The following is a 23,893-nucleotide window of genomic DNA, read 5'->3' as shown; positions in this document are numbered from 1 at the left end:
CCTTCGGTCAGGCTTCGACGGTCGCGGTCGCGGAGGCGGGTGCCTGGACGGCGGGGACCGAGGCGGTGGACGGGACCTCGGCGAGGGTGATCGGTCCGTGCGCACGGTGCCGCCGGGCCGACCACACCCAACCCACGAGCAGGACGGCGCCGATGAACAGCAGGGCGCTGTACTGCAGCCACCACGAGTTCCCGGTCAGGTCGTAGATCTCCGGGCGCGGCCAGATGAGGTTGACCGCCATGCCGATCTGGAAGGCGACGGCGAGGGCGTTGAGCGGGATGCCCCACCGGCCGAGCGTGAACAGCGGCTTGCCGTCCTCGTCCACGCCGGCGGGGAAGCCGGACCGTCGGAGCCGGATGCGTTGGACCAGCAGGGGGCCGGTGACGCCGAGGTAGGCCAGGTAGAGCATCGCGATGCACAGGCTGGACAGGGCGGTGAAGATCGCGGACTGACCGATGTTCACGGCGAGTGCGAGGCCGGCACCGACACCGACGACGATCGACGCGGCGATCGGTGTCCCGGTCCGGGGTGAGACCCGAGCGAGCGTGCGGTGGAAGGGCAGGGCCTTCTCGCGGGCCATCGAGTAGACCATGCGCGCACCGGCGGTCTGCACGGCGAGGGTGCAGGCGAACACGGCGACCGCGACGGTGCAGAGCAGCAGCCGGCCGAAGACGTCGCCGAGCGTCGAGGTGATCACCCAGGCGAGTCCCTGCGTCGCCAGCTTGCCGTCGGTCAGGCTCGGGGCGGCGACCAGGGCGCCGATGATGAGCAGCCCACCGCCGAGGCCGGAGACGGTGAGCGCGCGGACGATGGTCTTCGGGGTGGTCCGGCGGGGGTTGTGCGTCTCCTCGGCGAGCTCACCGGCGGAGTCGAAGCCGACCATCACGTAGGCAGCCATCAGGGACGATGCCAGGAACGCCCAGACGTACGGTTCGGTGCTCGTCGAGCCGGCGGTCGTGAACACCACCGCAGGGCTGCGGTGCGGCAGCAGGAAGAGCGCGCCGATGAGCACGACGACGCCGATGATCTCGATCAGCACGCCGAAGCTCGTGACCCGCGCCATCAGCCGGACGCTCGTGATGTTCACCAGGGTCGTCACGACGAGCATCACGATGCCGAGCACCACCGCGTTCGCAGCACCGGTCGACGAGGCGAGGGAGGGGTCGGCTCCGGGGCCGCCGACGACCTGGAACCCGTTCCAGATCGCAGGGAGCACGGCCTGCACCGCGATGGCTGCGACGGCCACGGTGAGGATCTGCCCGATGATCATCGTCCACCCGGTGAACCACCCGAAGCGCGCGCCCGCCAGACGACTGGACCACTGGAAGATCGCGCCCGAGATCGGCCACCGGGCGGCGAGCTGCGCGAAGTTCAGCGCGACGAGCAGCTGGCCGCCGAAGACGAGTGGCCAGGCCCAGAAGAAGGCGGCACCGCCGAGTCCGAACCCGAGGCCGAACAGCTGGAAGACGGTGGTCAGGATCGAGACGAACGAGAACCCGGCCGCGAACGACGAGAACGAGCCGACCCCGCGGTGGAGTTCCTGCTCGTAGCCGAGTCGGGCGGAGCCCTGGGTGTCGACGGGGTCGACGCTGGACGTGGCGCGCGGTGCGTGGAGCGGTGACTCTGGAGAGCGCATGGCTGCAGACCTTTCGCGGAGTACCTGTCGGGCGACAGGTAGTGCGACCAGTGTCGTGCGGACCCGTGTCGCCGTCGTTGCCCGGCTGTTTCGGGCACGTGACGGAAGGGGCCCGCGTGTAAACGTTCGGAGTCGAGCGAGGAGCTCGGCGACTGCTGTGGACAAGAGGGATCCAAACCGATGTAGATTGGATCCGTCAAGTCCGCCACCGCGAAAGGCACGTCGTGATCCAGACCGTCCTCGGCCCCGTCGAGTCGTCCGGGATCGGTGCGGTGTCGATGCACGAGCACCTGCTGACCGACGCGAGCGCCCTGCAGCGGCCCGGTGTCGAAGCGCTGGAACCGAGCCTCGCGGTCACCGCGGACCTGGCTGCCGCCCTGCGGTGGAGCCAGCTCGCACTCGCGGACAACCTGCGCCTCGACGACGTCGACCTGCTCGCCGACGAACTCCGCACCGCGCGGAGCAGCGGCCTCGGGCTCGCCGTCGACCTGAGCTCCCTCGGCTTCGGCCCCGACCACGCCCGGCTGCCCGACCTGTCACGGGCGAGCGGCGTCGGGATCGTCGCCGGCTACGGGGCCTACCTGCCACGACTGCTGCCCGAGTGGTACCTCGACCTGGACACCGACGGGCGACAGGGGCTCTTCGAACGGGCACTGACGGACTCGGTACCCGGCACCACGTACCGCGCCGGGCTGCTCGGCCTGATGGGGACGACGACGGCGTTCGCGACCGCCGACGGACTCGAGGAACGCCGCAGTCTCACGGCGGCTGCACGAGCGGCGGCGACCACCGGCGCGGCCGTCGTCGTCCGGCTGGCCGCCGACGCCCGGAACGGCCTCGAGGTGCTCGAGCACGTCGTGGCCGAGGGGGTCGACCCGAGCCGGGTCGTGTTCTCGACCGTCGACGAGTTCCTCGACCTGCCCTACCTGCGCGACCTCGGCCAGGCAGGAGCCGTGCTCGAACTCTGCTTCGGCAACGAGGGCTCGCACGTCGGTCGCATCCGCAACGCCAGCGATCCGCAACGGCTCGACGCTTTCCTGGCCCTGCGCGAGAGCACCCCCGACACCCGCTGGGTCTTCGGCCACGCCACCTGGACGAAGGGCCAGCTCCGTCGGTACGGCGGACACGGCCTCGACCACCTGACCGCCCGGGTCGTCCCCGGCCTCCGCGCACTCGGCGTGCCCGACGAGGTCCTCACCCGGATCACGGTCGACGAGCCCGCTCGACTGCTCGACCGCCCCTGACCGAGCACCCCGACCCACCGCACCCACGTCCCACGGAGGAACCGTCATGAGAGACACGCTCGCACCCCTGGCCCCGCTCGAGCCGTTCCTCGTCGACGGCACCTGGACCGCACCCGACGGCGCCGAACTCCTCGACGTGCTCGACCCCGCCACCGAGGTGCTGCTCACCCGGGTGCCGCAGGCCGGTCCGGCCGACGTCGACGCCGCCGTGGCCGCCGCGCGCCGGGCACACGAGGACCGCCGGTGGAGCGGGATGAGCCCGCACGACCGCAGCCGCATCCTGAACCGCGTCGCGGACCTGATCGAGGAGCGGCTCGAAGAACTCGCCGTGCTCGAGACCCGCGACAACGGCAAGCCGATCGAGCGCTCCCGCGCCGACACCGCGACCTCGGCCCGGGTGTTCCGCTACTACGCCGGCGCTCCCTCGCGCCTGACCGGCACGGTCGTCCCCGTCGACGGCGGAGCGCACCACGTGTACACGACCCTCGAACCGGTCGGCGTCGCGGCGCTCATCCTGCCCTGGAACTTCCCGATCATGACCGGCGCGTTCAAGCTCGCACCGGCGCTCGCCGCGGGCTGCACGGTGGTCGTCAAGCCGGCCGAGCAGACCCCGCTCACGATGCTCCGGGTCGCCGCGATCTGCGAGGAAGCCGGTGTGCCCGCCGGCGTCGTCAACGTCCTGACCGGTGACGGCCGGGTCGGTGCCGCGCTCACCGCGCACCCCGGTGTCGACAAGGTCTCGTTCACCGGCAGCACCGAGGTCGGCCGCAAGGTGATGACCGCCGCGAGTGCGGACTTCAAGCGCCTGACCCTCGAGCTCGGCGGCAAGAGCCCGAACATCGTGTTCGAGGACGCCGACCTCGACGCCGTCGTGCTCACCGCGATGCGTGCGTCGTTCGGGCACTCCGGCCAGATGTGCACCGCGGGCAGCCGCCTGCTCGTGCAGCGGTCGGTCCTCGACGAGGTCACCGAGCGCCTGGTCGCCGCCGTCCGGAAGGTCCCCGTCGGCGACGGGCTCGACGGCGGGGTCACCGTCGGACCGCTCGTGTCCGAGGAGCAGCGGCAGCAGGTGCTCGGGTACATCGAGCAGGGCAAGGCCGAGGGGGCGACGGTCGCGGTCGGCGGCGGCGTGCCCGAGCGCCCGGGCTACTACGTCGAGCCGACGCTCTTCACCGGCGTCTCGAACACGATGACCATCGCGCGCGAGGAGATCTTCGGGCCCGTCGTCGGCGTCATCCCCTTCGACGACGAGGACGAGGCGATCGCCATCGCGAACGACCAGACGTACGGCCTCGCCGCCGGGGTCTGGACCCGTGACCTGTCCCGCGCCCACCGGATGGGCCAGCGGCTGCACGCCGGCACCGTGTGGGTGAACACCTACAACCTGTTCGACCCGGCACTGTCCTTCGGCGGGGTCGGCGAGTCCGGCCTCGGCCGCGACCTCGGCGAAGAGGCCCTGCGCGCGTTCTGCGAGTCGAAGAGCGTCGTCATCGCGCTCTGAGGTCGCGACCGGTGCCGCCGCCGTCGTGCCTGCCGAGTGCGGGCACCGCGGCGAGCTGCAAGGCGGCGAGGACGACGAGCGCCCACCCGGAACCGACCGCAGACACCAGGACCCCGCCCACGAGTGAGCCGACGGCGTAGCCCGCGCTGGTGACGGCCGAGAAGACGCCGACGCCGGTGGCCCGGGTGCGGTCGTCGAGCGTCCGGGTGCTCAGGATCGTGAGCGTCGGGAACAGCGGCGAGTACCCGGCACCGACCAGGACGGCACCGGCGGCCGCGGTCGGGAAGTCGTGTGCGACCGCGAGGACGACCAGCCCTGCGGCGAGGACGACCAGGGCTCCTCGTGCGGTGCGGACGGGCCCGATCCGGTCCGGCAGTCCGCCGAGGAGCAGTCGCACCCCGACGACGCTCGCTGCGAAGACCGTGAAGACGTTCGCGGCCCCGGTCAGTCCCTGCGCGCCGACGCCCTGCCCGACCAGGTGCTGGATGAGGAACGCGATCATGAAGCCCTCGGCCGCCCAGGCCACGAGTCCCGCCGCGCCCGGTCGTACGACGGCCCGCAGCACCGCCGCGAGACCCGCACCGGCCGGTCGTGCCGGGCTGCGGTGCACCGGAGCCGATCCGCCCCGCGTGAGCAGTGCCACTCCGAGCCCGGCGAGCTGGATGCCGATCGCGACGACCCACACGGTGCGGTGTCCGGCCGACTGGTACAGGTTCTCGCCGACCACGGGCCCCAGGGCGAGACCGATCCAGACGGCGAGCCCGAACAGGCCGAGTGCGCGGCTCCGCTGGGTCACCGGGACCTCGGCGACGACCCAGGCAGTCAGGCCGGTGGCGGTGGCCGCGTTGCCGGCGCCGAAGACGAGCCGGCTGACCGCGAGGCTCGGGACGCTCAGCGCGACGAGCACGATGCCGAGTCCGGCCGCCGCCAGCAACCCGGCACCGAGGAGGACACGTCGTGGACCGAGCCGGTCGCTCAGGATGCCGGCGAGTGGCATCGCGCCGATCGCCACGAACCCCGCGAGCGACACGAGCAGCCCACCGACGGCGGGGTCGGCGCCGAGCTGGTCCGTCGCCACCCGTGGCACCACCGGGGTGCTCGCACCGTTGACGACGTAGCCGGCGGTCGACGCCACGACGAGGAGCCAGAACGCGGTCCCCCGCGTGCCGGTCTCGGCGAGCGGTCTCACTCCCCGGCTCGGCGGGGGCGGCACTCCAGGCTGAGCCAGAGCTCGAAGCAGGCGCTCCGCGACAGGGCGGTCGCACCGATCGACGCGCGGCCCATCCGACCGACGTCCGGTCCGAAGACGTCGAACAGCAGGTCGCTGGCCGCGTTCGACACCTGGTTGAGCTGCTCGAACCCGGGCGGGCAGAGGACGAAGCACAGCCCGCGGGACAGTGCAGTGACCTCGTCGAGTGAGCCGAGGGCGTAGCGGATCATGCCGAGGGCGTTGACCGCGGTGTAGCGGGCCGCTTCACGAGCCTGCTCGAGGGTGATGTCGACCCCGACCGACCCCGGGTGCAGCATCGTGCCGTCCCGTGATTCCGGGGTCATGCCGCTCAGCTCCAGCAGGTCCCCGGTGCGGTGGAACGCGCGGAGCGAGCTGCCGTACCGGCCACCGTAGGGCGGGTTCGCGTAGTCCGGGATGACGAGTCCGAGTTCCTGCGCGCGGGCTTCAGCGGAGTGCTCCATGGCTCAACAGTATCCGGCGGTGGCGGTAATGGATACAACCTGTTTATGATGGGATCCATTCAGCGTCCGGGGGTGGCGCGCACGAGGGAGGACCCGCGACATGACGATCGGTCTCGAGGACGGCACGATGGCCGCCCAGGCAGTGACGGCGATCGACGTGGCCGCCGAGCGGTCCCGCACCGCCGGCACCGCAGGGCGCCACTACTTCAACGCGGCCGGCGCGGGCCTGGTCAGCGACGGCGTCCTGGAGGCAGTGGTCACCCACCTGCGCCGGGAACAGCGGGTGGGTGGGTACGAAGCCGCCAACCAGGTCGCCGACGAGGTCGCCGACGTCTACACCGCGGCCGCCACCCTGCTCGGGTCGGCGCCGGACGAGATCGCCCTGTTCGACAGCGCCACGAGCGGCCTGCGCGGTGTCTTCGACGCGCTGCGGCTCGGTGCCGGGGACACCGTCGTCGCACCCCGCTCCAGCTACGTGAGCCAGGCGCTCCGGTTGTTGGCCATGCAGCGGCACGACGACGTGCGGCTCGAGGTCGTGCCGAGCGACGCCACCGGTGCCATGGACCTCGAGGCCCTGGACCGCGCCGTCGCCGGAGCGAGCGGCCGTGTCGTCGTGAGCGCGGTGCACGTGCCGACCTCGTCCGGCCTCGTCGAACCGATCGCGGAGATCAGCGCCGTCGCCCGTCGCCACGGCGCCCTGACCGTCGTCGACGCCACGCAGTCCGTCGGCCAGATCGACATCGACGTGCGCGCCGTCGACTGCGACGCCCTCGTCACCACCGGCCGGAAGTTCCTGCGTGGGCCGCGCGGCACCGGGATCGCCTACCTGCGCCGCGGGATGCTCGAGGGCGTCGGTGCGTGGGCGCCGGATGTCCGCGGAGCCGTCTGGACCGGCGAGGATGAGTGGACGATGGACGGCACCGCGCGACAGCTCGAGACGTGGGAGTGCTCCGTCGCCGCACGGCTCGGCCTCGGAGTGGCGCTGCGCGAAGCGCTCGACCGCGGGCCGGCGGCGACCGAGGCGCACCTGGTCGGCCTCGGCGCCCACCTGCGCACCGCGCTCGACGCCGTGGACGGCGTCACCGTGGCGGACCCGTCCGCGTCAGCGTCCGCGATCGTCACCTTCACGGTCGACGGCGTCGCCGGCAAGGAGGTCTCGGCCCGGCTCCGGCAGCGCCGCATCGACTCGATCTCCGTCCCCGCGAGCCACGCGCAGTGGGACCTGGGCGCCCGTGGCCTGCCGAGCGTCGTCCGCGTCTCGCCGCACGTGTACAACGACGACGAGGACGTCCGGGTCCTGCTCGAGGGCGTCGCGGACGTCGTCGCCGAGGTCCGCGCGTGACGGCCGTGCACGACGTCGTCGTCCTCGGACTCGGCATCCACGGATCCGCCGCCACGTACGAGCTCGCGCGCCGCGGACTCGACGTCGTCGCGGTGGAGCGCTTCGCACCGGGGCACGAGCGCGGCTCGTCGCACGGCGCCACCCGGATGATCCGCCGCGCCTACCCGCACCCGGTGTGGAACGACCTCGTCGACCGTGCGTACCGCGGGTGGGACCGCTGGGGGACCGCCGCCGGCGCGCCCTTCCTGCACCGGACCGGTGGACTGTACGCGCACCGGGGCGAGCCGACGATGCAGGGTGGGGCGAGCCTCCCGGTCGACCGCGCAGCCTGGCCGACGCTCGCGCCCTCGCTGCGTCCGCCCGAGTCGTACGGCGCGGTCCACGACCCCGACGCCGGTGTGCTCGAGGCCGCGCGGGCGCTCGCGTTCGCGCAGTCCGCCGCCGCGGCGGCCGGCGCCGACCTGCGGTACGGCGAGACCGTGCTCGACTGGCAGGTCGACGACGGCGTCGTCACCGTCCGGACCGACGCCGGCAGTGTCCGCGCGCGACGGCTCGTGCTCGCCGGCGGCGCCTGGGCGTCGCACCTGGTACCCGAGGCCGCCGCGTTCTTCGAGGTCTGGCGCATCGTCACGCTCACCGCGCCGACGGGGCAGACCGTGGCGCAGCCGCCCGCGCTCGGGTGCTTCTCGATCGACCTGCCGGAGGGGCTCGTCTTCGGGCTCCCGGAGACCGCCGGATCCGGCGCGAAGATCGGCATCGACGCCGGACCCGTGTGGGACCCGGACGTGCCCGTCGCACCGCCGACCGAGGCCGAGGTCGCGCACCTGGCCGAGCTCCTCGAAGGGTTCGTCCCCGGCATCGTCACCGCCGGTGCCCAGGCAGTCGCATGCCTGTACACGATGACCCCGGACAAGCGGTTCGTCGTCGGCGCCCTGCCCGAGCAGCCCGAGGTGCTCCTCGCCGCAGCCTGCTCCGGCCACGGCTTCAAGTTCGGGCCGGCGATCGGTGCGGCCGTCGCCGACCTGGTGCAGGGCATCGACCGCCCCGACCTCGCGTTCCTCAGCCCCGCACGGATGGTGACCACCGCATGACCGCCCCAGCAGCACCCTCCACCCGACGCGTCGCCGTCGCCGCACCGCACCCGGCCGCCCTCGACGCCGCCGCCGAGGCGGTCGCGGCCGGCGGGGACGCCATCGACGCCGCGCTCGCGGCGGCCACGGCACTGACCGTCGTCTACCCGCACCAGTGCAGCATCGGCGGGGACCTCGTCGCCCTCGTCCGTCGGCCAGGACGGCCCGTCGTCGCCGTGGTCTCCGCCGGCGCCGCACCGGCCGGCATCGACGTCGCGGCGCTCGCGCAGCAGGACCGGATGCCCCGGCAGGGCGCCCAGACCGTCACGGTCCCCGGCGTCGTCGCGGGATGGCAGGCGATCGACGCACTCGGCGGCCGACTCGGGCTCGCCGACCCGTTGACCCGCGCAGCACGACTCGCGGCCGACGGGGTCCCCGTCTCCGCCGGACTCGGCCGTGCGATCGCGGTCCGGACCGACGAGCTCCACGCCGACCCCGGGATGCGCGAGGTCTTCACCGACGACGTCGGGGCGCTCCTGGCCGAAGGCGACCCGCTCGTGCAGCCGGCACTCGCCGCGACCCTGACCGAACTCGCTGCCGACCCGGGCGCGATGTACCGGGGACGGATCGCCGCCTCGATCACCGCCCGGCTGCGGGAACTCGGGGGCGCACACACCGAGGCCGACTTCGCCTCGCACGACGCCGAGCTCGTCGAGCCCCGCGGCACGACGATCGGCGGGGCCCGGTGGTGGGTCGCGCCGCCGCCCACGCAGGGCGTCGTGCTGCTCGGGATCCTGCCGGAAGCGCTCGCCGACGGCAGCGAGCACGGCACTGCGACCGCCGACCTCGTCGACGCCGTGCACCGTGCCGCGCTCGTCCGCCAGGCCGAACTCGGCGACCCCCGCGGCGGCTCCATCGACGTCGCGGCCATGCTCGACCCACGCGACTCCGGTCGGGTCGGCGCACTGCCCCGTGCCGGCCGTGCCCTCGGCGACACCGTCGCGGTGACCGCTGCGGACAGCGACGGCACCGTCGTCACGCTCATCCAGAGCGTCTACCAGCTCTTCGGCTCCGGCATCCTCGACCCGGGGACGGGCGTGGTGCTGCACAACCGCGGCTCCGCCTTCAGCACCGACCCCGCGCACCCCGCCCACGTCGGACCGGGCCTGCGGCCGCCGCACACCCTGTTGCCGGTGATCGCCGAGACCGACGACCTGGTGCTCGGCCTCGGCTGCCAGGGCGGCAGCGCCCAGCCGTGGATCCTCGCGCAGCTCGCCCGTGACCTGGTCGCCGCGGGCAGCGACCCCGACGAGGTCCTCGGCCGACCGCGGTTCGTGCTCGGTGCGCGCGACCTCGGGCACGAGGTGATGACGCTCGTCGCCGAACCCGGTTCCGAGGACGCGATCGCCGCGGCCGACGCCCTCGGCCTGCCCATTGCCCGCACGGGCGGCCCCGTCGACGAGGCCGGGCACGTCCAGACCGTCCGGCTCCACGCCGACGGACACCTCGACGCCGCGAGCGACCCCCGCGCGGACGGCCGCGCCGTCGTCCTCGACGCCCACTGACCGCACGATCCACCCGAGAAGGAAGCCCATGAGCAGCACCCACGTCCTCGATCCGCTGACCTCCGTCGAGATCGCCTCCTTCGTCACCGCCGTCCGTGCCTCCGGGCGCATCGGGGCCCGGCCGCGCTTCTGGGGGATCGCGCTCGACGAGGAGAAGGCCAGGGGCACGACCGCCGGTGGCGCCCGTCCGGTGCGGATCGTCGTGATGGACCCGGACGCCCACGCCGCGTGGGAGGTGCGCGGGTGGACCGCCGGCCCGGACTCGCCCGCGATCGTCGAGCTGTGGACCGACGTGGACCACCGTCGCCCCGGCGTCTCGAGTGACGAAGCACGGCTCATCGCGCAGGCCGCACGGAAGTCGCCGCTCGTCATCGAGGCGCTCGCGAAGCGCGGGATCACGGACACGTCGCTCGTCTGGGTCGACCCGGAGTCGATCACCGGTTTCGTGCCCGAGGACCTCGCCGACCGCCGCCTGAGCTGGGGCACGGTCTGGTACCGCGAGTTCCCCGAGGACAACGGTTACGCACGACCCGTCGCCGGGCTCGTCCCGATCCTCGACCTGGACACCCTCGAGGTCATCCGGATCGAGGACCACGGCGTCATCCCGATGGCGAGCGAGACCGGCACGTACACCTCCGGCACCTGGGGTCCCGACCGCGAGGTGTCGGCGCTCGACATCGTCCAGCCGAACGGCCCCGGCTTCACGATCGACGGGCACGAGGTCCGCTGGCAGAACTGGACGTTCCGTGTCGGCTTCTCGCACCGCGAGGGGCTCGTGCTGCACGACCTGTCCTACCGTGACGGCGACGTCGAGCGGCCGGTGCTGCACCGTGCGGCCGTCAACGAGATGTACGTGCCGTACCTGGACAGCGACCCGACCGCGTACCGGAAGAACTTCTTCGACTGGGGCGAGTACGGCGCCGGCCCGCTGACCGCGAGCCTGGAGCTCGGCTGCGACTGCCTGGGGGAGATCCGGTACTTCGACGTCGACTTCCTGGACGGCCACGGCGAACCGCAGACGATCGTCAACGGCATCTGCCTGCACGAGGAGGACGACTCGATCCTCTGGAAGCACGTGAACACCCGCACCGGCAGCGCCGAGGTCCGTCGCAGCCGCCGACTCGTGATCTCGAGCTTCGCGACCGTGGCGAACTACGACTACGGCTTCTACTGGTCGCTGTACCAGGACGGCTCCGTCGAGCTCGAGGTGAAGCTCACCGGCCTGATGTCGGTGTCCGGCATCGCCGACGGCGAGACCCCGCGGTACGGCCGGATGGTCGCACCGAACGTGCAGGCCCCGACGCACCAGCACTACTTCGCCGTCCGGCTCGACACCGCCGTCGACGGGCCGTTGAACCGGCTGGTCGAGGTGCACGCCGAGCCCGAGCCCGACGAGGCCCTGAACCCCTACGGCAACGCCTGCATCGCGGTCGAGACGCCGATCGGTTCCGAGGCCGACGGCGCCCGGATGACCGACCCGGCCCGCGCGCTGCACTGGCGCATCGAGAGCGAGTCCGCGCAGAACCGCTACGGCGAGAGCACGGCCTACCGCCTGGCGGTCCAGAACACCGCGCAGCTGCACGTCCGCCCGGGCAGCATCGTCGAGCGGAAGGCGCCGTTCGTCGCGAAGCACCTCTGGGCGAGCGCCTTCGACCCCGAGGAGCGCTTCATCGCCGGCGAGTACCCGAACCAGGGCGAGCTCGGCGACGACGGGGTGCACGTCTGGCAGCAGGCGGACCGGTCCCTCGAGAACGAGCGCCTCGTGCTGTGGCCCGTCCTCGGCGTGCACCACTTCCCGCGTCCCGAACAGTGGCCGATCATGCCCGTCGACACGATCGGCTTCCGGCTCGAACCGGACGGCTTCTTCGACCGGAACCCCTCGCTCGACGTCCCGCCGTCGGCGACCGACCACTGCGCGCCGGGTGCCGGCCACGACCACGACCACGCGGCGCACGACCACCACACCGACGCCGCGCACGACGGGCACGTCCACGCCGAGCAGCAGCACGACCACGAGGGCGGCCGCTGATGCCCGCGCCCGAGCACACCCCGGAGCACCTCGCCGACTGGTCCGCCGTCCGCCTGGCCGACGCCGTCGCGAACCGCGAGGTGTCGGCGGTGGAGGTGATGCGCGCCCACCTGGAGCGGATCGAGGAACGCAACCCGCGCCTCCAGGCCGTCGTCTCCCAGCAGCCCGACTCGGTCTCGTTGGCCGCGGCAGAAGCGGCGGACCGCCGCACCGCCGCGGCACGCGCCGCGGGCGAACCGCTCCCGCTCCTGCACGGCCTGCCCACCGCGGTGAAGGACCTGATGGACGTCGCCGGCCTGCCGACCACGAACGGGTCGGCGGCGTTCGCCGACGCGCGCCCCGCCGAACAGGACAGCGTCCTCGCGACGCTGCTCCGCGATGCCGGCGCGATCATCATCGGCAAGACGAACACGCCGGAGATGGGCCAGGGCGTGCTGACCTTCAACCCGGTGTTCGGCACGACCGTGAACCCGTGGGACACCTCGCGGCACGCGGGTGGGTCCAGTGGTGGCGCCGCAGCGGCCCTCGCCGGGCGGATCCTGCCGATCGCCGACGGCTCCGACAGCGGCGGGAGCCTGCGCTACCCGGCCGCGTTCTGCAACGTCGTCGGCGTCCGGCCGAGCCCGGGCCGGGTGCCGAGCGGCCGGACCGGCAACGCCTGGACGCCGCACGGCGTCACCGGCCCGATGGCACGCGACTCCGCCGACGCCGCACGCTTCATGGAAGCCCTGGCCGTCGAGAAGACCGTCTGGCCGATGTCCGCCATGACGCAGCACCCGGTCCGGCCGGTTGCGCTCGACGGCCTGCGCGTCGCGTGGAGCGATGACGCCGGCGGCCTGCCGATCGACCCGGCCGTGCGTGCCGTGCACCGCGCGTTCGGCGAGCAGCTCGCCGGGCTCGGAGCGGTCGTCGAGGCGGACGAGCCCGACTTCGCGGGTGCCGACGAAGCGTGGGAGACCATCGAGACGTTCGAGTTCTTCCTGGGCGGACGGCACGCCGTCGACGCCGGTGCCACCGGGTTCCGCCCGGACTACGTCCGCAACGTCGAGCAGGGGCGCGTCACCACGGCGGCGCAGCTCGCCGATGCGTACGAGCGTCGGACCCGGATGTACCGGGACACGGCTGCGGTGCTCGACCGGCACGACGTGCTCGTGCTGCCGGCGACGCCGGTGGTCGCGCCGCCGGCCGAGGTCGAGTGGGTCGACGAGGTCGACGGCCACCGCTTCGACCGCTACTTCACGTGGCAGATGCTCGCGAACCGGCTGACGTTGACGGCGCACCCGGTCGTGGTGACCTCGGCCGGGTTCACGCCCGAGGGGCTGCCGGTCGGCGTGCAGGTCGTCGGGCGGTACGGCCGCGAGGCCCAGCTGCTCGCGGTGACGCGCGCGATCGAGGAGGCCACCGGCTGGATCCGGCGGGCGCCGGTCCTGTAGACGGCCGGGACGGTCCGGTCGGGAGGCGCGGGTCGGCCCCGCCCCGTCGGTGCGGCGCTGAGCGGTCCGGTCTCTCGCGCCGCTTCCGCTGGTTGCGCCGGGTCAGCCGGTGAAGACGGTGGACGAGCGGCGCTCGTACCAGTGCGCCAGGTGCTCGCCGGCGCGCAGGACGTGGTCGCGCATGAGCTCGGCGGCGCGCTCGCGGTCCCCGGCGACGAACGCCTCGATGAGCTCCTCGTGCTCGCGGAAGTTCTCCTCGCGGTGCCGGGAGTTCTCGCGGAGCACCAGGGCCGAGACGTTGCGCGGGAAGGCGTCGTTGATCTCGACGAGCATCCGGGTCAGCCGGGTGTTGCCGGAGGCCTGGTAGATCAGCCCGTGGAACTGGTCGTTGTCGCTGCCCTCGCGCTGCTTCGGCTGCTCGCCCTCCGCCGCGGCCAGGGATCGCTCGTACATCGCCTGGTTCACCGAACGGAGCTGCGCGATGGTGGCGTCGTCGAGCCGGTCGACGGCGCGTCGGGCTGCGAGCGACTCGAGCTCGGCGCGGACCTCGTAGGCCTCGCGGACCTCCCACGGCACGGGCACCCGGACCACTGCGCCGCGGTTGGGGACGACCTCGATGAGGCCGCCGGTCTGCAGCTGCCGGAGGGCTTCGCGGACCGGGGTCCGGCTGATGCCGAACTGCGCGGCGAGGTCGGCCTGGCGGAGCGGTGCGCCGATGGGGATCTCGCCGGACATGATCTTCGCGCGGATCCGCGCGGCGAGGTCGTCGACGAGTGCGTTGCCGTCGCTGGTGGTCACGTCGTGGTCTCCCTCGGTACGTCGTCACAGCGAACCCCCGCTGCGGATCCAATCCTGCCAGTTGTTGGATCCCGTTGCCGTATCCGACTCGCTCGTGATTGGATCCAATCATGACCGTCCTGCTCGTCCTGATGCTGGCCGCGGCCGTCGTCGCCCTCGTGCTCGGGGTCGCGGGCGGACGTCGGGTCGGGCGGGTGGCGCTCGTCGCCGAGTCGGCGATGCTCGTCGCGATGCTCGACGTCCACGTGCCGGCGCTCCACGTGGTGCCGGCGCCGTTCTGGGCACTCCTGCTCGGTGGCTGCGCGATGGGCACGGCTGCCGTTGACCGGTGGCGTCGCCGGAGTCGCCCCGGTGGTGACCACCTGCACGCGCTCGGGATGCTGCTCGGCGCGGTGTTCGTGCTGCTCGCAGGTGGCCATGCCGGTGCCGATGCCGGCGCGGGGCACTCCCACGCTGCGGTGCTGCTGCCGGTCGGGGTGGCGGTCGCGGTGCACGCCGGTGTGGTGCTGTGGAACGTCGTCGGCGGCCGGGTGCCGCGGGTCGAGTCCGTGCGGCGGGCGGCCTCGCTCGTGAGCGTGCTCACCATGGGCGCGATGGTCGTCGTGCACTGAGTCGGCGGCGCGTGGCGGGGGTGGGTCGCTCCTCCAGGCGGGGTGTTCCGCGACCCGGCGCTACCAAATTGGATCCAATTCTGGCAGTATCGGATCACATGTGGGGGAGTTCCGCCCCACGAGCCGCCGACGAGGAGACGCCCACGATGATCATCGACGCCTACAACACCACCCAGGACCGCCGCGGCCGCAGTGACTACCTGAGCGGCGTGCGCCCGGGCGAGGAGCCGCCGGCGTACACGCCGTTCGACGCGAACCGGATCCTCGACCGCATGGACGCCGCGGGGGTCGACCGCGCCATGGTCTGCTCGCTCGCGCAGGGGATCGAGAACGACTTCCTGATGGACCTGGTCGCCGCGCACCCGGACCGGCTGTTCGGCTTCGGCCAGGTCATGCCGCAGTGGGAGAACGCCACCGACGAGATCCGTCGCTTCGCCGAGGGCGGGCTGGTCGGCCTGAAGCTGCACCCCAGCCTGCACGGCTACCACGTCGCAGACCACGGCCTGCTCGACCCGCTGTTCGAGGTCTGCGCCGAGCTCGGCCTGCCCGTGCTGATCAACGCACTCGACGACGCGTTCTGTGCACCGTTCTCGATCGAGGAGATCGCGAGGAACTTCCCGACGGTGCCGACGATCATCGCGCACATGGGTGCGGTGTGGAACGTGCCGGAGGCGATCATCGTCGCCGAGCGGAACCCGCACGTCTACCTCGAGACCTCGGCCACCCTGATGTCCGACGTCAAGCGGGCGTACGCGCGCCTCGGCGCGGAGAAGATCCTGCTCGGGTCGGAGTGGCCGGGCAGCGACTTCGACCTCGAGCGCATGAAGATCGCGAAGGCGATCCCGGACGAGGCCGACCGTGCCCTGGTCGAGGGTGGCAACATGGCGCGGATCCTGGGCTGGTCGTGAGCGACTCGACGGGCGGGGCTCCGTCCGGCGGCAGTGACCGTCCGGTGCTCGCCGGCCCGCCGTCCGGCATGGACGCCGCGGACCAGGAGCTGCTCCGGATCGCGTCGGACGTGCTCGACCGGCGGTACCGCACGGGGGTGCACGAGGTCGCCGCGGCACTCCGGCTCGACGACGGCAGTGTGGTCACCGGGCTGCACGTCGAGGCCTCGGCCGGCCGCGCGTCGGTGTGCGCCGAGTCCGCTGCGGTGAGCGCGGCCGTCGTCGCCGGGTCGCCGGTGGTGTCGGTCGTGGGGGTGCTCCGCAGGCCGGGCGGGACGATGCACCTGATCGAGCCGTGCGGGGTCTGCGCGGAGCTGCTCGGTGACCACGCGCCCGACGCCCGGGTGTGGGTCGCGGTCGGGAACGGGTTCGGGTCGGTCGGGGTCGCCGAGCTGCTGCCGTTCCGGCGGCGGCGGAGCGCGCGGGCGGCGGCTGGAGCGGTGACGGCGCCCGCGGGGACACCGCCCGGTTCGGCGACACCGCCCGGTTCGGCGACACCTGAGGTTTAACACCGCGGAAACACCCCGGACCCCTGCGGTGCCGGATCCCGTCAGAGGATGACGGCGACGGCGCGCACCGGTCCCCACCCGCTGCACGATCCGTCCCGGAAGGAACCACCAGCATGCTCGCCGTCTCCGGCAACCCCGTCCTGATCGTCGTCGACATCCAGGGCGGAGCTGCCTCGACGATGCCCACGCCCGGCATCCCCGTGATGGGCGGCCGTGCCGAGCGCGCACCGCGCGTCCGTGACCTCATCGAGCACTGCCGCTCCTCGGGTGTGCCCGTCGTCTTCATCCAGGAGGTCCACAAGCCGGACCTCGTCGACATCGGCCGTGAGCTCGACGGCGCCGAGGGCCCGCACTGCATCGAGGGCGAGGAGCAGACCGAGCTGGCCTCGTGGATCGACCCTCGGCCCGAGGAGTTCGTCATCCGCAAGCGGCGCTACTCGGCGTTCTTCGGCACCGAGCTCGAGATCGTGCTCAAGGCGTACAAAGCCGGCACCGTCCTGCTCGTCGGCGGACTCACCGACGTCTGCATCCACTACACGGCGGCCGACGCCCACCAGCACGACTACGCCGTCCGGGTCCTGACCGACTGCGTCGCCGGGTCGAGCGAACGCGCGCACGACGCGGCACTGGAGGCGATCGGGTACCTGCAGCGGGACGCCCTCGTGACCGCTGCGGACGTGCGCACCTGGCTCGACGAGCGGGAGGCCGTCGGTGTGTGAGGCGGCCGGCCGGTCCGCGCGGATCGTCGTCGGGCACGTCCGGACGATGGACCCGGTGCAACCGACCGCCGAGGCCCTGCTCGTCGTCGGCGACCGGATCGCGGCGGTCGGGACGCTCGACGACGTGCGGGCGGCGGCTTCGGAGGGCACGGCCGAGGACCACGTCGAGGGCACCGTCCTGCCGGGGTTCACCGACGCCCACGCGCACGCGCAGCGCGCCGGACTCAAAGCGCTGCAGCTCGTGGACGGCGACGCCGACGCCGCGACGTTCTCGGCCGCGATGCTCGCCGACGGCGACGCGGACCCGGACGCCCCGGACTGGATCGGGGACGCACCGCCGACGCTCGGGGACCGGCTCGCCGCGATCCGCCGCATCCAGCCGCTGCTGCACGCGATGGGGTTCACCGGTGTCGTCGACCCGGCCGTCACGCTGCCCGAGCTCGAGGGGTACCGGGAGGCGCACCGGCAGGGACTCCTGACCCTGCGCGTGGTCGCGATGCCCTACCCCGAGCTCGGCAGTGCAGCGGTTCCCGACGTCGATGCGGCCCTGGCGGTGCTCGACTCGATCGACGGCGTGACCGGTGACGGCGACGACCGCCTCCGGCTCGGCCCGGTCAAGGTCTACTACGACGGCGAGGGCATGAAGGGGCAGGCGCTGCTCGAACGGCCCTGGACCGGCGACGACCACGGCGTGCAGCGGATCTCGGCGGCTGACTTCGCACGCCTTGCGGCGTCGTGCGTGGCCGCGGGGTGGGGACTCGGCGTCCACGCGGTGGGCAGTCGTGCGGTCGCCGAGGTGCTCGACGGGCTCGAGGCAGCGGAACGGGACACGGGGCGATCGGTCGCCGGACTCCGCTGCCAGCTCATCCACGCGTACCTCGAGCCGAGCGTCGCGAGCGCCGACCGTGCGGCACGCCTCGGTGTCGTGGCTTCGCTGCAGCCCTCGATCGCCTGGAAGAACGCCGCCGGGCTGCAGCGCCGGCTCGGCAGCCGTGTCGACGAGGTCAACCCGATGCGGACCTGGGCCGACGCCGGCGCCACGGTCGCCATGGGCTCGGACGCGCCGTACTTCCCCTTCGACCCGCGTGAGGTGGTCCCCGTCGCCGCAGCCCGTCGGATGCGCGGCCTCGACGAGCCGATCGGCCCGGCACAGGCGCTCTCGGTGCTCGAGGCGGTCGAGGCCTACACGCGCGGTGCGGCACACGCGTCCTTCGCCGAGGATCGCCGCGGCGTGCTGCGCGCCGGCGCCCTGGCGGACTGGGTGCTGCTCGACGTGGACCCGGCCGCGTGCACGGTCGACGAGTTCGCCGCGGCGCGGGTCCTGCGCACCGACGTCGGCGGCGTGACGGTCTTCGACGCCGCGGCTCGTCCCGGGCAGATGTAATGCACTCGAAACATAGTTGGATGCGGATTGTTCTAAATTGGATCCAAGTTGGACCCGACCCTGGGACTGACTCCCTGGCATCACCCCGAATCCCACTGGAGGACAGCACCATGGTGAGGAAGCGCATCCTCGTCGGCGTCGCGTTGGCGACCGCCGTCGGACTCTCCCTGAGCGCGTGCACCGCGTCCGGCTCCGCTGACGGCGGCGACAGCTCGTCGAGCACCGACACGATCAACGCAGAGCTCTGGTACGCCCCGGCCACCTTCGACCCTGCGAAGGCCTCGGCCAGCTCGGACGTCGAGGTCGCACGACTCGGTTTCGACACCCTGCTCCGGCAGGGCGAGGGCGACGACGGCGGCTACATCGGCGGGCTCGCGACGAAGTGGGACGCCGAGTCGGCGTCGAAGTACGAGTTCACGATCCGCGACGGCGCCACGTGCTCCGACGGCACCGAGATCACGCCGACGGTCGTCGAGAAGTCCTTCGAGTACCTGGTCGGCCTCGACGACTCGGGTGCGCAGACCTGGAAGAACCAGGCCTTCGGCTCGGGTGACCCGAAGTTCACCGCCGACGACGCCGCCGGCACGCTGACGATCTCGCTCAGCGAGCCGTACTCGCAGCTGCTCGGCGGCCTGACCCGCCCCGGTACCGGGATCATCTGCCCGGCCGGTCTCGCCGACACGAAGGGCCTCGCGGCCGGCACCGTCGACGGCGCCTGGTCCGGCCCGTACACGCTCGCGAAGTCCTCGGCCGGCAAGAGCGTCTCCTACGCGCTGCGGTCCGACTACGACGCCTGGCCGGCGTGGAAGACCGTCACCGGTGAGCCGGCCAAGACGATCAACCTGACCGTGCAGGGCGATTCGAACACGAGCGCCAACCTGCTGCAGTCCGGCGGTGTCGACGTCGCACGCTTCTACGACTCGAACGCCGAGCGCTTCAGCGGCGACGACTACTCCACCGTGAAGTTCGCCAGCTCGGCCTACAACCTCGTGTTCAACGAGGCAGAGGGCTCCGGCTCGGTGTTCGCCGACGACCAGCCGCTCCGTGCCGCGGTCGCCCAGGCGATCGACACGAAGGGGTTCAACAACGCCGGTCTCGACGGACTCGGGGTCGAGCAGAACACGGTGAACGCGGCGAGCTACCGCTGCGCGGTGGACGACTCGTCGCTCGTGCAGTCCTACGACGCGAAGGCCGCGACGAAGGAGCTCACGGGCAAGAAGATCCGCCTGCTCATCATGTCGAACTGGGACCCCGCCGCCGACTTCCTGGCGGAGTCGCTGCGGAACGCCGGTGCGACCGTGAAGGTCTCGGCACCGGACCCTGCCGACTGGACCAAGCAGATGCGCACCGAGCCCAAGACCTGGGACGTCGCCGTGGCGGCCGAGGACGCGCAGACCGGGCTGATCAACACCTCGATCGCGCGCTACGTCGGACCGACCTACGCCGAGGGCGGCACGAACGTGTCCTCGAGCGACAACCCCGAGGGACTCGCGGCCTACCAGGCGGCGATGGCCACGTCGGACGCCGACCAGCAGTGCGAGGACTTCGCCACCGCGCAGAAGTCGATCCTCGAGCGCGTCGACATGACCCCGCTCATCACGGACACGCACCGGTACGTCGCCCGCAAGGGCTTCGAGACCCACGTGTTCTCGGGCTACTGGGACGTCTCCGCGATGCGGATCGTCTCCTGATCGCCTGACCGAGCGAGCACCACGCACCACGCAACGAGCACCACCGCACCACCCCAGCCCGGACCGGAGCACCAGGAGGACCCGCGATGAGCACCACCACCGTCGACCATCTCCCCGTGCCCGGTCCGGGCACCCCCGGGTCTCCGGGAACCCCGACCGCCGCCGCACCCCGGGCCGCGAGCCTCGGTGGCGCATGGCGCCGCTTCCTGCTCCGCCGTGCCGTCGGACTCGTCATCAACCTGGCGCTGCTCGTCCTCGTGACGTTCCTCATCGTGCAGCTCATCCCCGGCGACCCGGCAACGGCCATCGCCGGCGACACCGCGACGCTCGCCCAGGTTGAGCTCGTCCGGCACCAACTCGGCCTCGACCAGCCGATCCCCGTCCAGCTGTGGCACTACGTCACCGGCGTCGTGCAGGGCGACTTCGGTGACTCGTACAAGTACCGCGCGCCGGCGATGGACATCGTCATGACGGCCGTGCCGTACACGCTGACGATCACGATCGCCGCGGTCCTGCTGCTGCTCGTCCTCGGACTCGCACTCGGCATGACCGTCGGCGTCCTCACCCGCGGTGACCGGCACCGCTGGCTCGACGTCTCGTTCTCGGCGGTCACCGGCCTGATCTCGTCGATCCCCACGTACGTGCTCGCCACCGGGTTCGTCGTCGTCTTCGCGGTCCTGCTGCACGTGCTGCCGCCCGCGTACTCGCCGGCCTACGACTTCGGCGCGGCGGCGGTCCTGCCGATCGCCTCGCTCACCGTCGGCGGCACGTGCTCGGTCGCCCGCATCGTCCGCCGCGAGACCGCCGTGATCCTCGAGCAGGACTACATGCGCACCGCCCGCGGGTGGCGGCTGCCGGCGCTGTCGATCTACGCGAAGCACATGCTGCCGAACCTGCTCACCACCGCACTGACGCTGTCCGGGATCATCCTGACGGCCCTGCTCGGGTCGGCGCTCATCACGGAGGCGGTCTTCGCGTGGCCGGGCCTCGGCGGCGTCATCGTGCAGGCGATCGCGGTGGACAAGGACTACCCGGTGATCCGCGCCGCGGTCTTCGTGATCGGGCTCATCTCGCTCGTGATCACGCTCGTCATCGACATCATCCTGGGTCTCATCGACCCGCGCACCCTCGGGGAGAAGCGTGGCTGACACCATCACCGCCGTCCGGGCCGCCACCACCGACCCGGCCTCGCGCCCTCGGACCTTCGCCTGGAACGGCGGGCTGATCGTCGGACTCGCGATGTTCGGACTGATCCTGATCGTGGCGGTCGTCGCCCCGTTCGTGTTCGGCGCCCAGGCCACGGGCATCGGCGGAACCTCCGGGCTGGGGTCCACCGCCGAGCACCCGCTCGGCACCGACACGCTCGGGCGCGACATGCTCGCGCGCACCCTGGTCGCCACCCGGGCGACGGTCCTGATGGCGCTCGCGGCCACGGCGCTCTCCGCGGTGGTCGGCATCGCCCTCGGCATCGGTGTCTGGTTGGCACCGCGACGGGTGCGCGAGCTCGGCCTGCGGGCGATCGAGTTCGCGGTCAGCTACCCGACGATGCTCGTCGCGATCATCGTCGCCGCGATCCTCGGTCAGGGCATGGTGCAGGTCGTCGTCGCCATCGCGGTGGCGAACATCGCCGGCTTCGCCCGCCTGACCGCGAACCTGGCGGCGAAGATCTCCACCAGCGAGTACGTCACCACCGCGCGCCTGATGGGCGTCCCGGCGCACCGGGTCGCGATGCGGCACGTCCTGCCGAACATGGCCGAGCCGACGCTGATCCTGATCGCCGGCGCCTTCTCCGGATCGCTCGTCGAGATCTCCGGACTGTCCTTCATCGGCCTCGGCGCGCAGACCCCCGCGTTCGACTGGGGCACCCTGCTCAACGACGGACTCGACCGGATCGTCGTGAACCCCGTCGTCATCGTCGGCCCCGCGGTCGCGCTGACCTTCGCCTCCCTCGCCGCCCTGCTCGTCGGGGACGGACTGGCCGCTGCCGCGAACCCGCGGTCGAACACCACGCGGTCCCGCACCACACGCGCGACCGGCCCGTCGACGCTCGCGGTCGAGGACGACGCCGTGCTCGTCGCGGACGGCATCTCGGTGCAGCACGCCGCCAGTGGACGCGCCCTGGTCAAGGACGTCTCGTTCACCATCCGGCGGGGCGAGGTGCTCGGGATCGTCGGCGAGTCCGGTTCGGGCAAGTCGTTGACGGCCTCGCTCGTCGCCAAGCTGCTGGGCGAGGGGCTCGAGGGCTCCGCGCGGCGGCTCGAACTCGGCGGCGTCGACCTGCTCGGTCGTGTGCCGGACCGCGTGCTCGCCTCCCGCATCGGGCTCGTCTACCAGGACCCGGGCACCGCGCTGAACCCGGCCATGGTGCTCGGCATCCAGTTGTCCGACGTGCTGCGGATGCGGCTGCGACACAGCCGACGTGACGCGATCCGACTCCTGACGCAGGGCTTCCGCGCCGTGATGCTCACCGATCCCGAGGGTCGACTGCGCCAGTACCCGCACCAGCTCTCCGGCGGCATGAAGCAGCGCGCGATGATCGCGTCGGCGATGAGCACGAAGCCCGACCTGCTCATCGCGGACGAACCGACCACCGCCCTCGACGTCACCGTCCAGCGTGAGGTGCTGACGGTGCTGAAGCGGATGAACGAGGACTCCGGCACCGCCGTGCTGTTCATCTCCCACGACCTCGGCGTCGTCCGAGCACTGTGCGACCGGGTCCTGGTGATGCGGAACGGCGAGATCGTCGAGCGCATCGACGACGTCGCCGGGCTCTCCCCGGACACCGTCGACCACCCGTACACGAAGCAGCTCCTCGCGGCCACCCCGGTCGTGACGGTGCGCAGAGAGTCCACCGTGCCCACGGAGTCCACGCGCACCGAGCAGGCGGAGGCACACGCATGACCGACACCACGACGACACGCGAACGCCGCGCAACCGACACCGACACGGCCCCCATGATCGACGTCCGCGCCCTCGACGTCGCGTTCGGCTCGACGACCGTCCTGCACGGCGTCGACCTCCGCCTCGAGCGAGGTCGCACCGTCGGCGTCGTCGGCGAGTCCGGCTCGGGCAAGTCCACCCTCGCGAAGGTCCTGGTCGGCACCGTGAAGCCCGCCTCGGGCAGCGCCGCGGTGGACGGCGTCGACCTGACCGCGGCCGACCGGTCGACCCTGCGCCGCTACCGTCGCCGGATCCAGATGATCCCGCAGGACCCGTACTCGTCGCTCTCGCCGCGACGGACCGTCGCGCAGACCCTGGCCGAGGCGATCGACCCCGTCCGCCCCCGGGTCGCCACCCACGAGGACCGCATCGGCGGCTGGCTCGAGCGGGTCGGGCTGTCCCGGGACATGATGCACCGCTACCCGCACGAGTTCTCCGGCGGGCAACGGCAGCGCATCGCCATCGCCCGCGGCCTCGTCATCGACCCGCACCTGGTCATCGCCGACGAGATCACCTCGGCGCTCGACGTCTCGGTGCAGGCGCAGATCCTGGAGCTGCTCGCCGACATCAAGGAGTCCCTCGGCCTGACGATGATGTTCATCTCGCACAACCTGGCGGTCGTGCAGCGTGTGAGCGACGAGGTCGTCGTGCTGTACCAGGGTGAGGTCGTCGAGGCCGGTCCGGTCGAGCAGATCTACGCCGATCCGCAGCACTGGTACACGCGTCGTCTCCTCGACGCGGACCCCGGTTCCGCCCGTTTCAGCCTGGCCGGCTGACCGACC

20 protein-coding genes are annotated in these 23,893 nt (G+C 72.4%); 16 read left to right on the top strand and 4 right to left on the bottom strand.

Annotated features, from left to right (window positions below):
• Positions 1-7: 7 nt before the first annotated feature.
• On the bottom strand, positions 8-1,636 hold the full coding sequence (locus M4960_RS12425) for an APC family permease (RefSeq protein ID WP_131844901.1): 1,629 nt from the start codon (positions 1,634-1,636) through the stop codon (positions 8-10).
• A 224-nt stretch (positions 1,637-1,860) separates the two neighbouring features.
• Between M4960_RS12425 and M4960_RS12420 the strand changes: the two genes are divergently transcribed.
• Positions 1,861-2,880 (top strand): hypothetical protein, encoded by a 1,020-nt coding sequence (locus tag M4960_RS12420; RefSeq protein ID WP_248704401.1) that lies wholly within the window; start codon positions 1,861-1,863, stop codon positions 2,878-2,880.
• Between the two features lie 46 nt (positions 2,881-2,926).
• Positions 2,927-4,381 (top strand): aldehyde dehydrogenase, encoded by a 1,455-nt coding sequence (locus M4960_RS12415; RefSeq protein WP_248704400.1) that lies wholly within the window; start codon positions 2,927-2,929, stop codon positions 4,379-4,381.
• Here M4960_RS12415 and M4960_RS12410 read toward each other — a convergent pair.
• Both M4960_RS12410 and M4960_RS12405 read right to left on the bottom strand, forming a co-directional pair.
• Positions 4,368-5,570 (bottom strand): MFS transporter, encoded by a 1,203-nt coding sequence (locus M4960_RS12410; RefSeq protein WP_248704399.1) that lies wholly within the window; start codon positions 5,568-5,570, stop codon positions 4,368-4,370. The genes M4960_RS12415 and M4960_RS12410 overlap by 14 nt on opposite strands.
• On the bottom strand, positions 5,567-6,073 hold the full coding sequence (locus M4960_RS12405; protein WP_131844897.1) for a RidA family protein: 507 nt from the start codon (positions 6,071-6,073) through the stop codon (positions 5,567-5,569). The genes M4960_RS12410 and M4960_RS12405 overlap by 4 nt, the downstream gene beginning before the upstream one ends.
• A 100-nt stretch (positions 6,074-6,173) precedes the next feature.
• Between M4960_RS12405 and M4960_RS12400 the strand changes: the two genes are divergently transcribed.
• Genes M4960_RS12400 through M4960_RS12380 form a run of 5 tightly spaced genes read left to right on the top strand, consistent with a single transcriptional unit; the run spans position 6,174 to position 13,512 of the window.
• Positions 6,174-7,415 carry an aminotransferase class V-fold PLP-dependent enzyme gene (locus tag M4960_RS12400; RefSeq protein WP_173170121.1) on the top strand — a complete coding sequence of 414 codons (1,242 nt, stop codon included), beginning with the start codon at positions 6,174-6,176 and terminating at the stop codon, positions 7,413-7,415.
• Positions 7,412-8,506, top strand: a complete 1,095-nt coding sequence (locus M4960_RS12395; protein ID WP_131844895.1) for an FAD-dependent oxidoreductase — start codon at positions 7,412-7,414, stop codon at positions 8,504-8,506. Before M4960_RS12400 ends, M4960_RS12395 begins: the two co-directional genes overlap by 4 nt.
• Positions 8,503-10,050 carry a gamma-glutamyltransferase gene (locus tag M4960_RS12390; RefSeq protein ID WP_248704398.1) on the top strand — a complete coding sequence of 516 codons (1,548 nt, stop codon included), beginning with the start codon at positions 8,503-8,505 and terminating at the stop codon, positions 10,048-10,050. Before M4960_RS12395 ends, M4960_RS12390 begins: the two co-directional genes overlap by 4 nt.
• Positions 10,051-10,078: 28 nt before the next feature.
• On the top strand, positions 10,079-12,079 hold the full coding sequence (locus M4960_RS12385; protein ID WP_248704397.1) for a primary-amine oxidase: 2,001 nt from the start codon (positions 10,079-10,081) through the stop codon (positions 12,077-12,079).
• Complete coding sequence (locus M4960_RS12380) at positions 12,079-13,512, top strand: amidase (protein WP_248704396.1); 1,434 nt, start codon at positions 12,079-12,081, stop codon at positions 13,510-13,512. Before M4960_RS12385 ends, M4960_RS12380 begins: the two co-directional genes overlap by 1 nt.
• 102 nt (positions 13,513-13,614) lie before the next feature.
• Here M4960_RS12380 and M4960_RS12375 read toward each other — a convergent pair whose 3' ends face one another.
• Positions 13,615-14,310, bottom strand: coding sequence for a GntR family transcriptional regulator (locus M4960_RS12375; RefSeq protein ID WP_200849186.1), 696 nt, complete (start codon positions 14,308-14,310; stop codon positions 13,615-13,617).
• A 110-nt stretch (positions 14,311-14,420) separates the two neighbouring features.
• On the opposite strand from M4960_RS12375, the gene M4960_RS12370 reads away from it, so the two are divergent.
• The 9 genes from M4960_RS12370 (at position 14,421) to M4960_RS12330 (ending at position 23,887) form a co-directional block, all read left to right on the top strand.
• Entirely contained in the window at positions 14,421-14,921 is a 501-nt protein-coding gene (locus tag M4960_RS12370) for a hypothetical protein (protein ID WP_248704395.1), read from the top strand.
• 146 nt (positions 14,922-15,067) lie between these two features.
• Positions 15,068-15,829: an amidohydrolase family protein gene (locus M4960_RS12365; protein ID WP_133938734.1), complete on the top strand. Its 762-nt coding sequence runs from the start codon at positions 15,068-15,070 to the stop codon at positions 15,827-15,829.
• Positions 15,826-16,377, top strand: coding sequence for a hypothetical protein (locus M4960_RS12360; RefSeq protein ID WP_248704394.1), 552 nt, complete (start codon positions 15,826-15,828; stop codon positions 16,375-16,377). Before M4960_RS12365 ends, M4960_RS12360 begins: the two co-directional genes overlap by 4 nt.
• 113 nt (positions 16,378-16,490) lie before the next feature.
• Positions 16,491-17,096 (top strand): cysteine hydrolase family protein, encoded by a 606-nt coding sequence (locus M4960_RS12355; RefSeq protein WP_194672867.1) that lies wholly within the window; start codon positions 16,491-16,493, stop codon positions 17,094-17,096.
• A gap of 55 nt (positions 17,097-17,151) precedes the next feature.
• Positions 17,152-18,480, top strand: coding sequence for an amidohydrolase (locus M4960_RS12350; RefSeq protein ID WP_248704393.1), 1,329 nt, complete (start codon positions 17,152-17,154; stop codon positions 18,478-18,480).
• Between the two features lie 110 nt (positions 18,481-18,590).
• Positions 18,591-20,171, top strand: a complete 1,581-nt coding sequence (locus M4960_RS12345) for an ABC transporter substrate-binding protein (RefSeq protein ID WP_248704392.1) — start codon at positions 18,591-18,593, stop codon at positions 20,169-20,171.
• Positions 20,172-20,257: 86 nt separating this feature from the next.
• Positions 20,258-21,319, top strand: a complete 1,062-nt coding sequence (locus M4960_RS12340; RefSeq protein ID WP_248704391.1) for an ABC transporter permease — start codon at positions 20,258-20,260, stop codon at positions 21,317-21,319.
• Positions 21,312-23,072: a dipeptide/oligopeptide/nickel ABC transporter permease/ATP-binding protein gene (locus M4960_RS12335; RefSeq protein ID WP_248704390.1), complete on the top strand. Its 1,761-nt coding sequence runs from the start codon at positions 21,312-21,314 to the stop codon at positions 23,070-23,072. The genes M4960_RS12340 and M4960_RS12335 overlap by 8 nt, the downstream gene beginning before the upstream one ends.
• Positions 23,069-23,887, top strand: coding sequence for an ABC transporter ATP-binding protein (locus tag M4960_RS12330; RefSeq protein WP_159572887.1), 819 nt, complete (start codon positions 23,069-23,071; stop codon positions 23,885-23,887). The genes M4960_RS12335 and M4960_RS12330 overlap by 4 nt, the downstream gene beginning before the upstream one ends.
• The last annotated feature ends 6 nt before the right edge of the window (positions 23,888-23,893 follow it).

It is taken from the genome of Curtobacterium sp. MWU13-2055, assembly GCF_023242305.1.
Lineage (GTDB): Bacteria > Actinomycetota > Actinomycetes > Actinomycetales > Microbacteriaceae > Curtobacterium.
This window is presented reverse-complemented; position numbering and strand designations above follow the sequence as displayed.

Excerpts from the sequence above, each read along its gene's own strand:
- M4960_RS12345 (WP_248704392.1), top strand. The coding sequence starts at position 18,591 with ATGGTGAGGAAGCGCATCCTCGTCGGCGTCGCGTTGGCGACCGCCGTC.
- M4960_RS12380 (WP_248704396.1), top strand. The coding sequence starts at position 12,079 with ATGCCCGCGCCCGAGCACACCCCGGAGCACCTCGCCGACTGGTCCGCC.
- M4960_RS12355 (WP_194672867.1), top strand. The coding sequence starts at position 16,491 with ATGCTCGCCGTCTCCGGCAACCCCGTCCTGATCGTCGTCGACATCCAG.
- M4960_RS12415 (WP_248704400.1), top strand. The coding sequence starts at position 2,927 with ATGAGAGACACGCTCGCACCCCTGGCCCCGCTCGAGCCGTTCCTCGTC.
- M4960_RS12385 (WP_248704397.1), top strand. The coding sequence starts at position 10,079 with ATGAGCAGCACCCACGTCCTCGATCCGCTGACCTCCGTCGAGATCGCC.
- M4960_RS12405 (WP_131844897.1), bottom strand. The coding sequence starts at position 6,073 with ATGGAGCACTCCGCTGAAGCCCGCGCGCAGGAACTCGGACTCGTCATC.
- M4960_RS12400 (WP_173170121.1), top strand. The coding sequence starts at position 6,174 with ATGACGATCGGTCTCGAGGACGGCACGATGGCCGCCCAGGCAGTGACG.
- M4960_RS12340 (WP_248704391.1), top strand. The coding sequence starts at position 20,258 with ATGAGCACCACCACCGTCGACCATCTCCCCGTGCCCGGTCCGGGCACC.
- M4960_RS12425 (WP_131844901.1), bottom strand. The coding sequence starts at position 1,636 with ATGCGCTCTCCAGAGTCACCGCTCCACGCACCGCGCGCCACGTCCAGC.
- M4960_RS12330 (WP_159572887.1), top strand. The coding sequence starts at position 23,069 with ATGACCGACACCACGACGACACGCGAACGCCGCGCAACCGACACCGAC.
- M4960_RS12390 (WP_248704398.1), top strand. The coding sequence starts at position 8,503 with ATGACCGCCCCAGCAGCACCCTCCACCCGACGCGTCGCCGTCGCCGCA.
- M4960_RS12365 (WP_133938734.1), top strand. The coding sequence starts at position 15,068 with ATGATCATCGACGCCTACAACACCACCCAGGACCGCCGCGGCCGCAGT.
- M4960_RS12370 (WP_248704395.1), top strand. The coding sequence starts at position 14,421 with ATGACCGTCCTGCTCGTCCTGATGCTGGCCGCGGCCGTCGTCGCCCTC.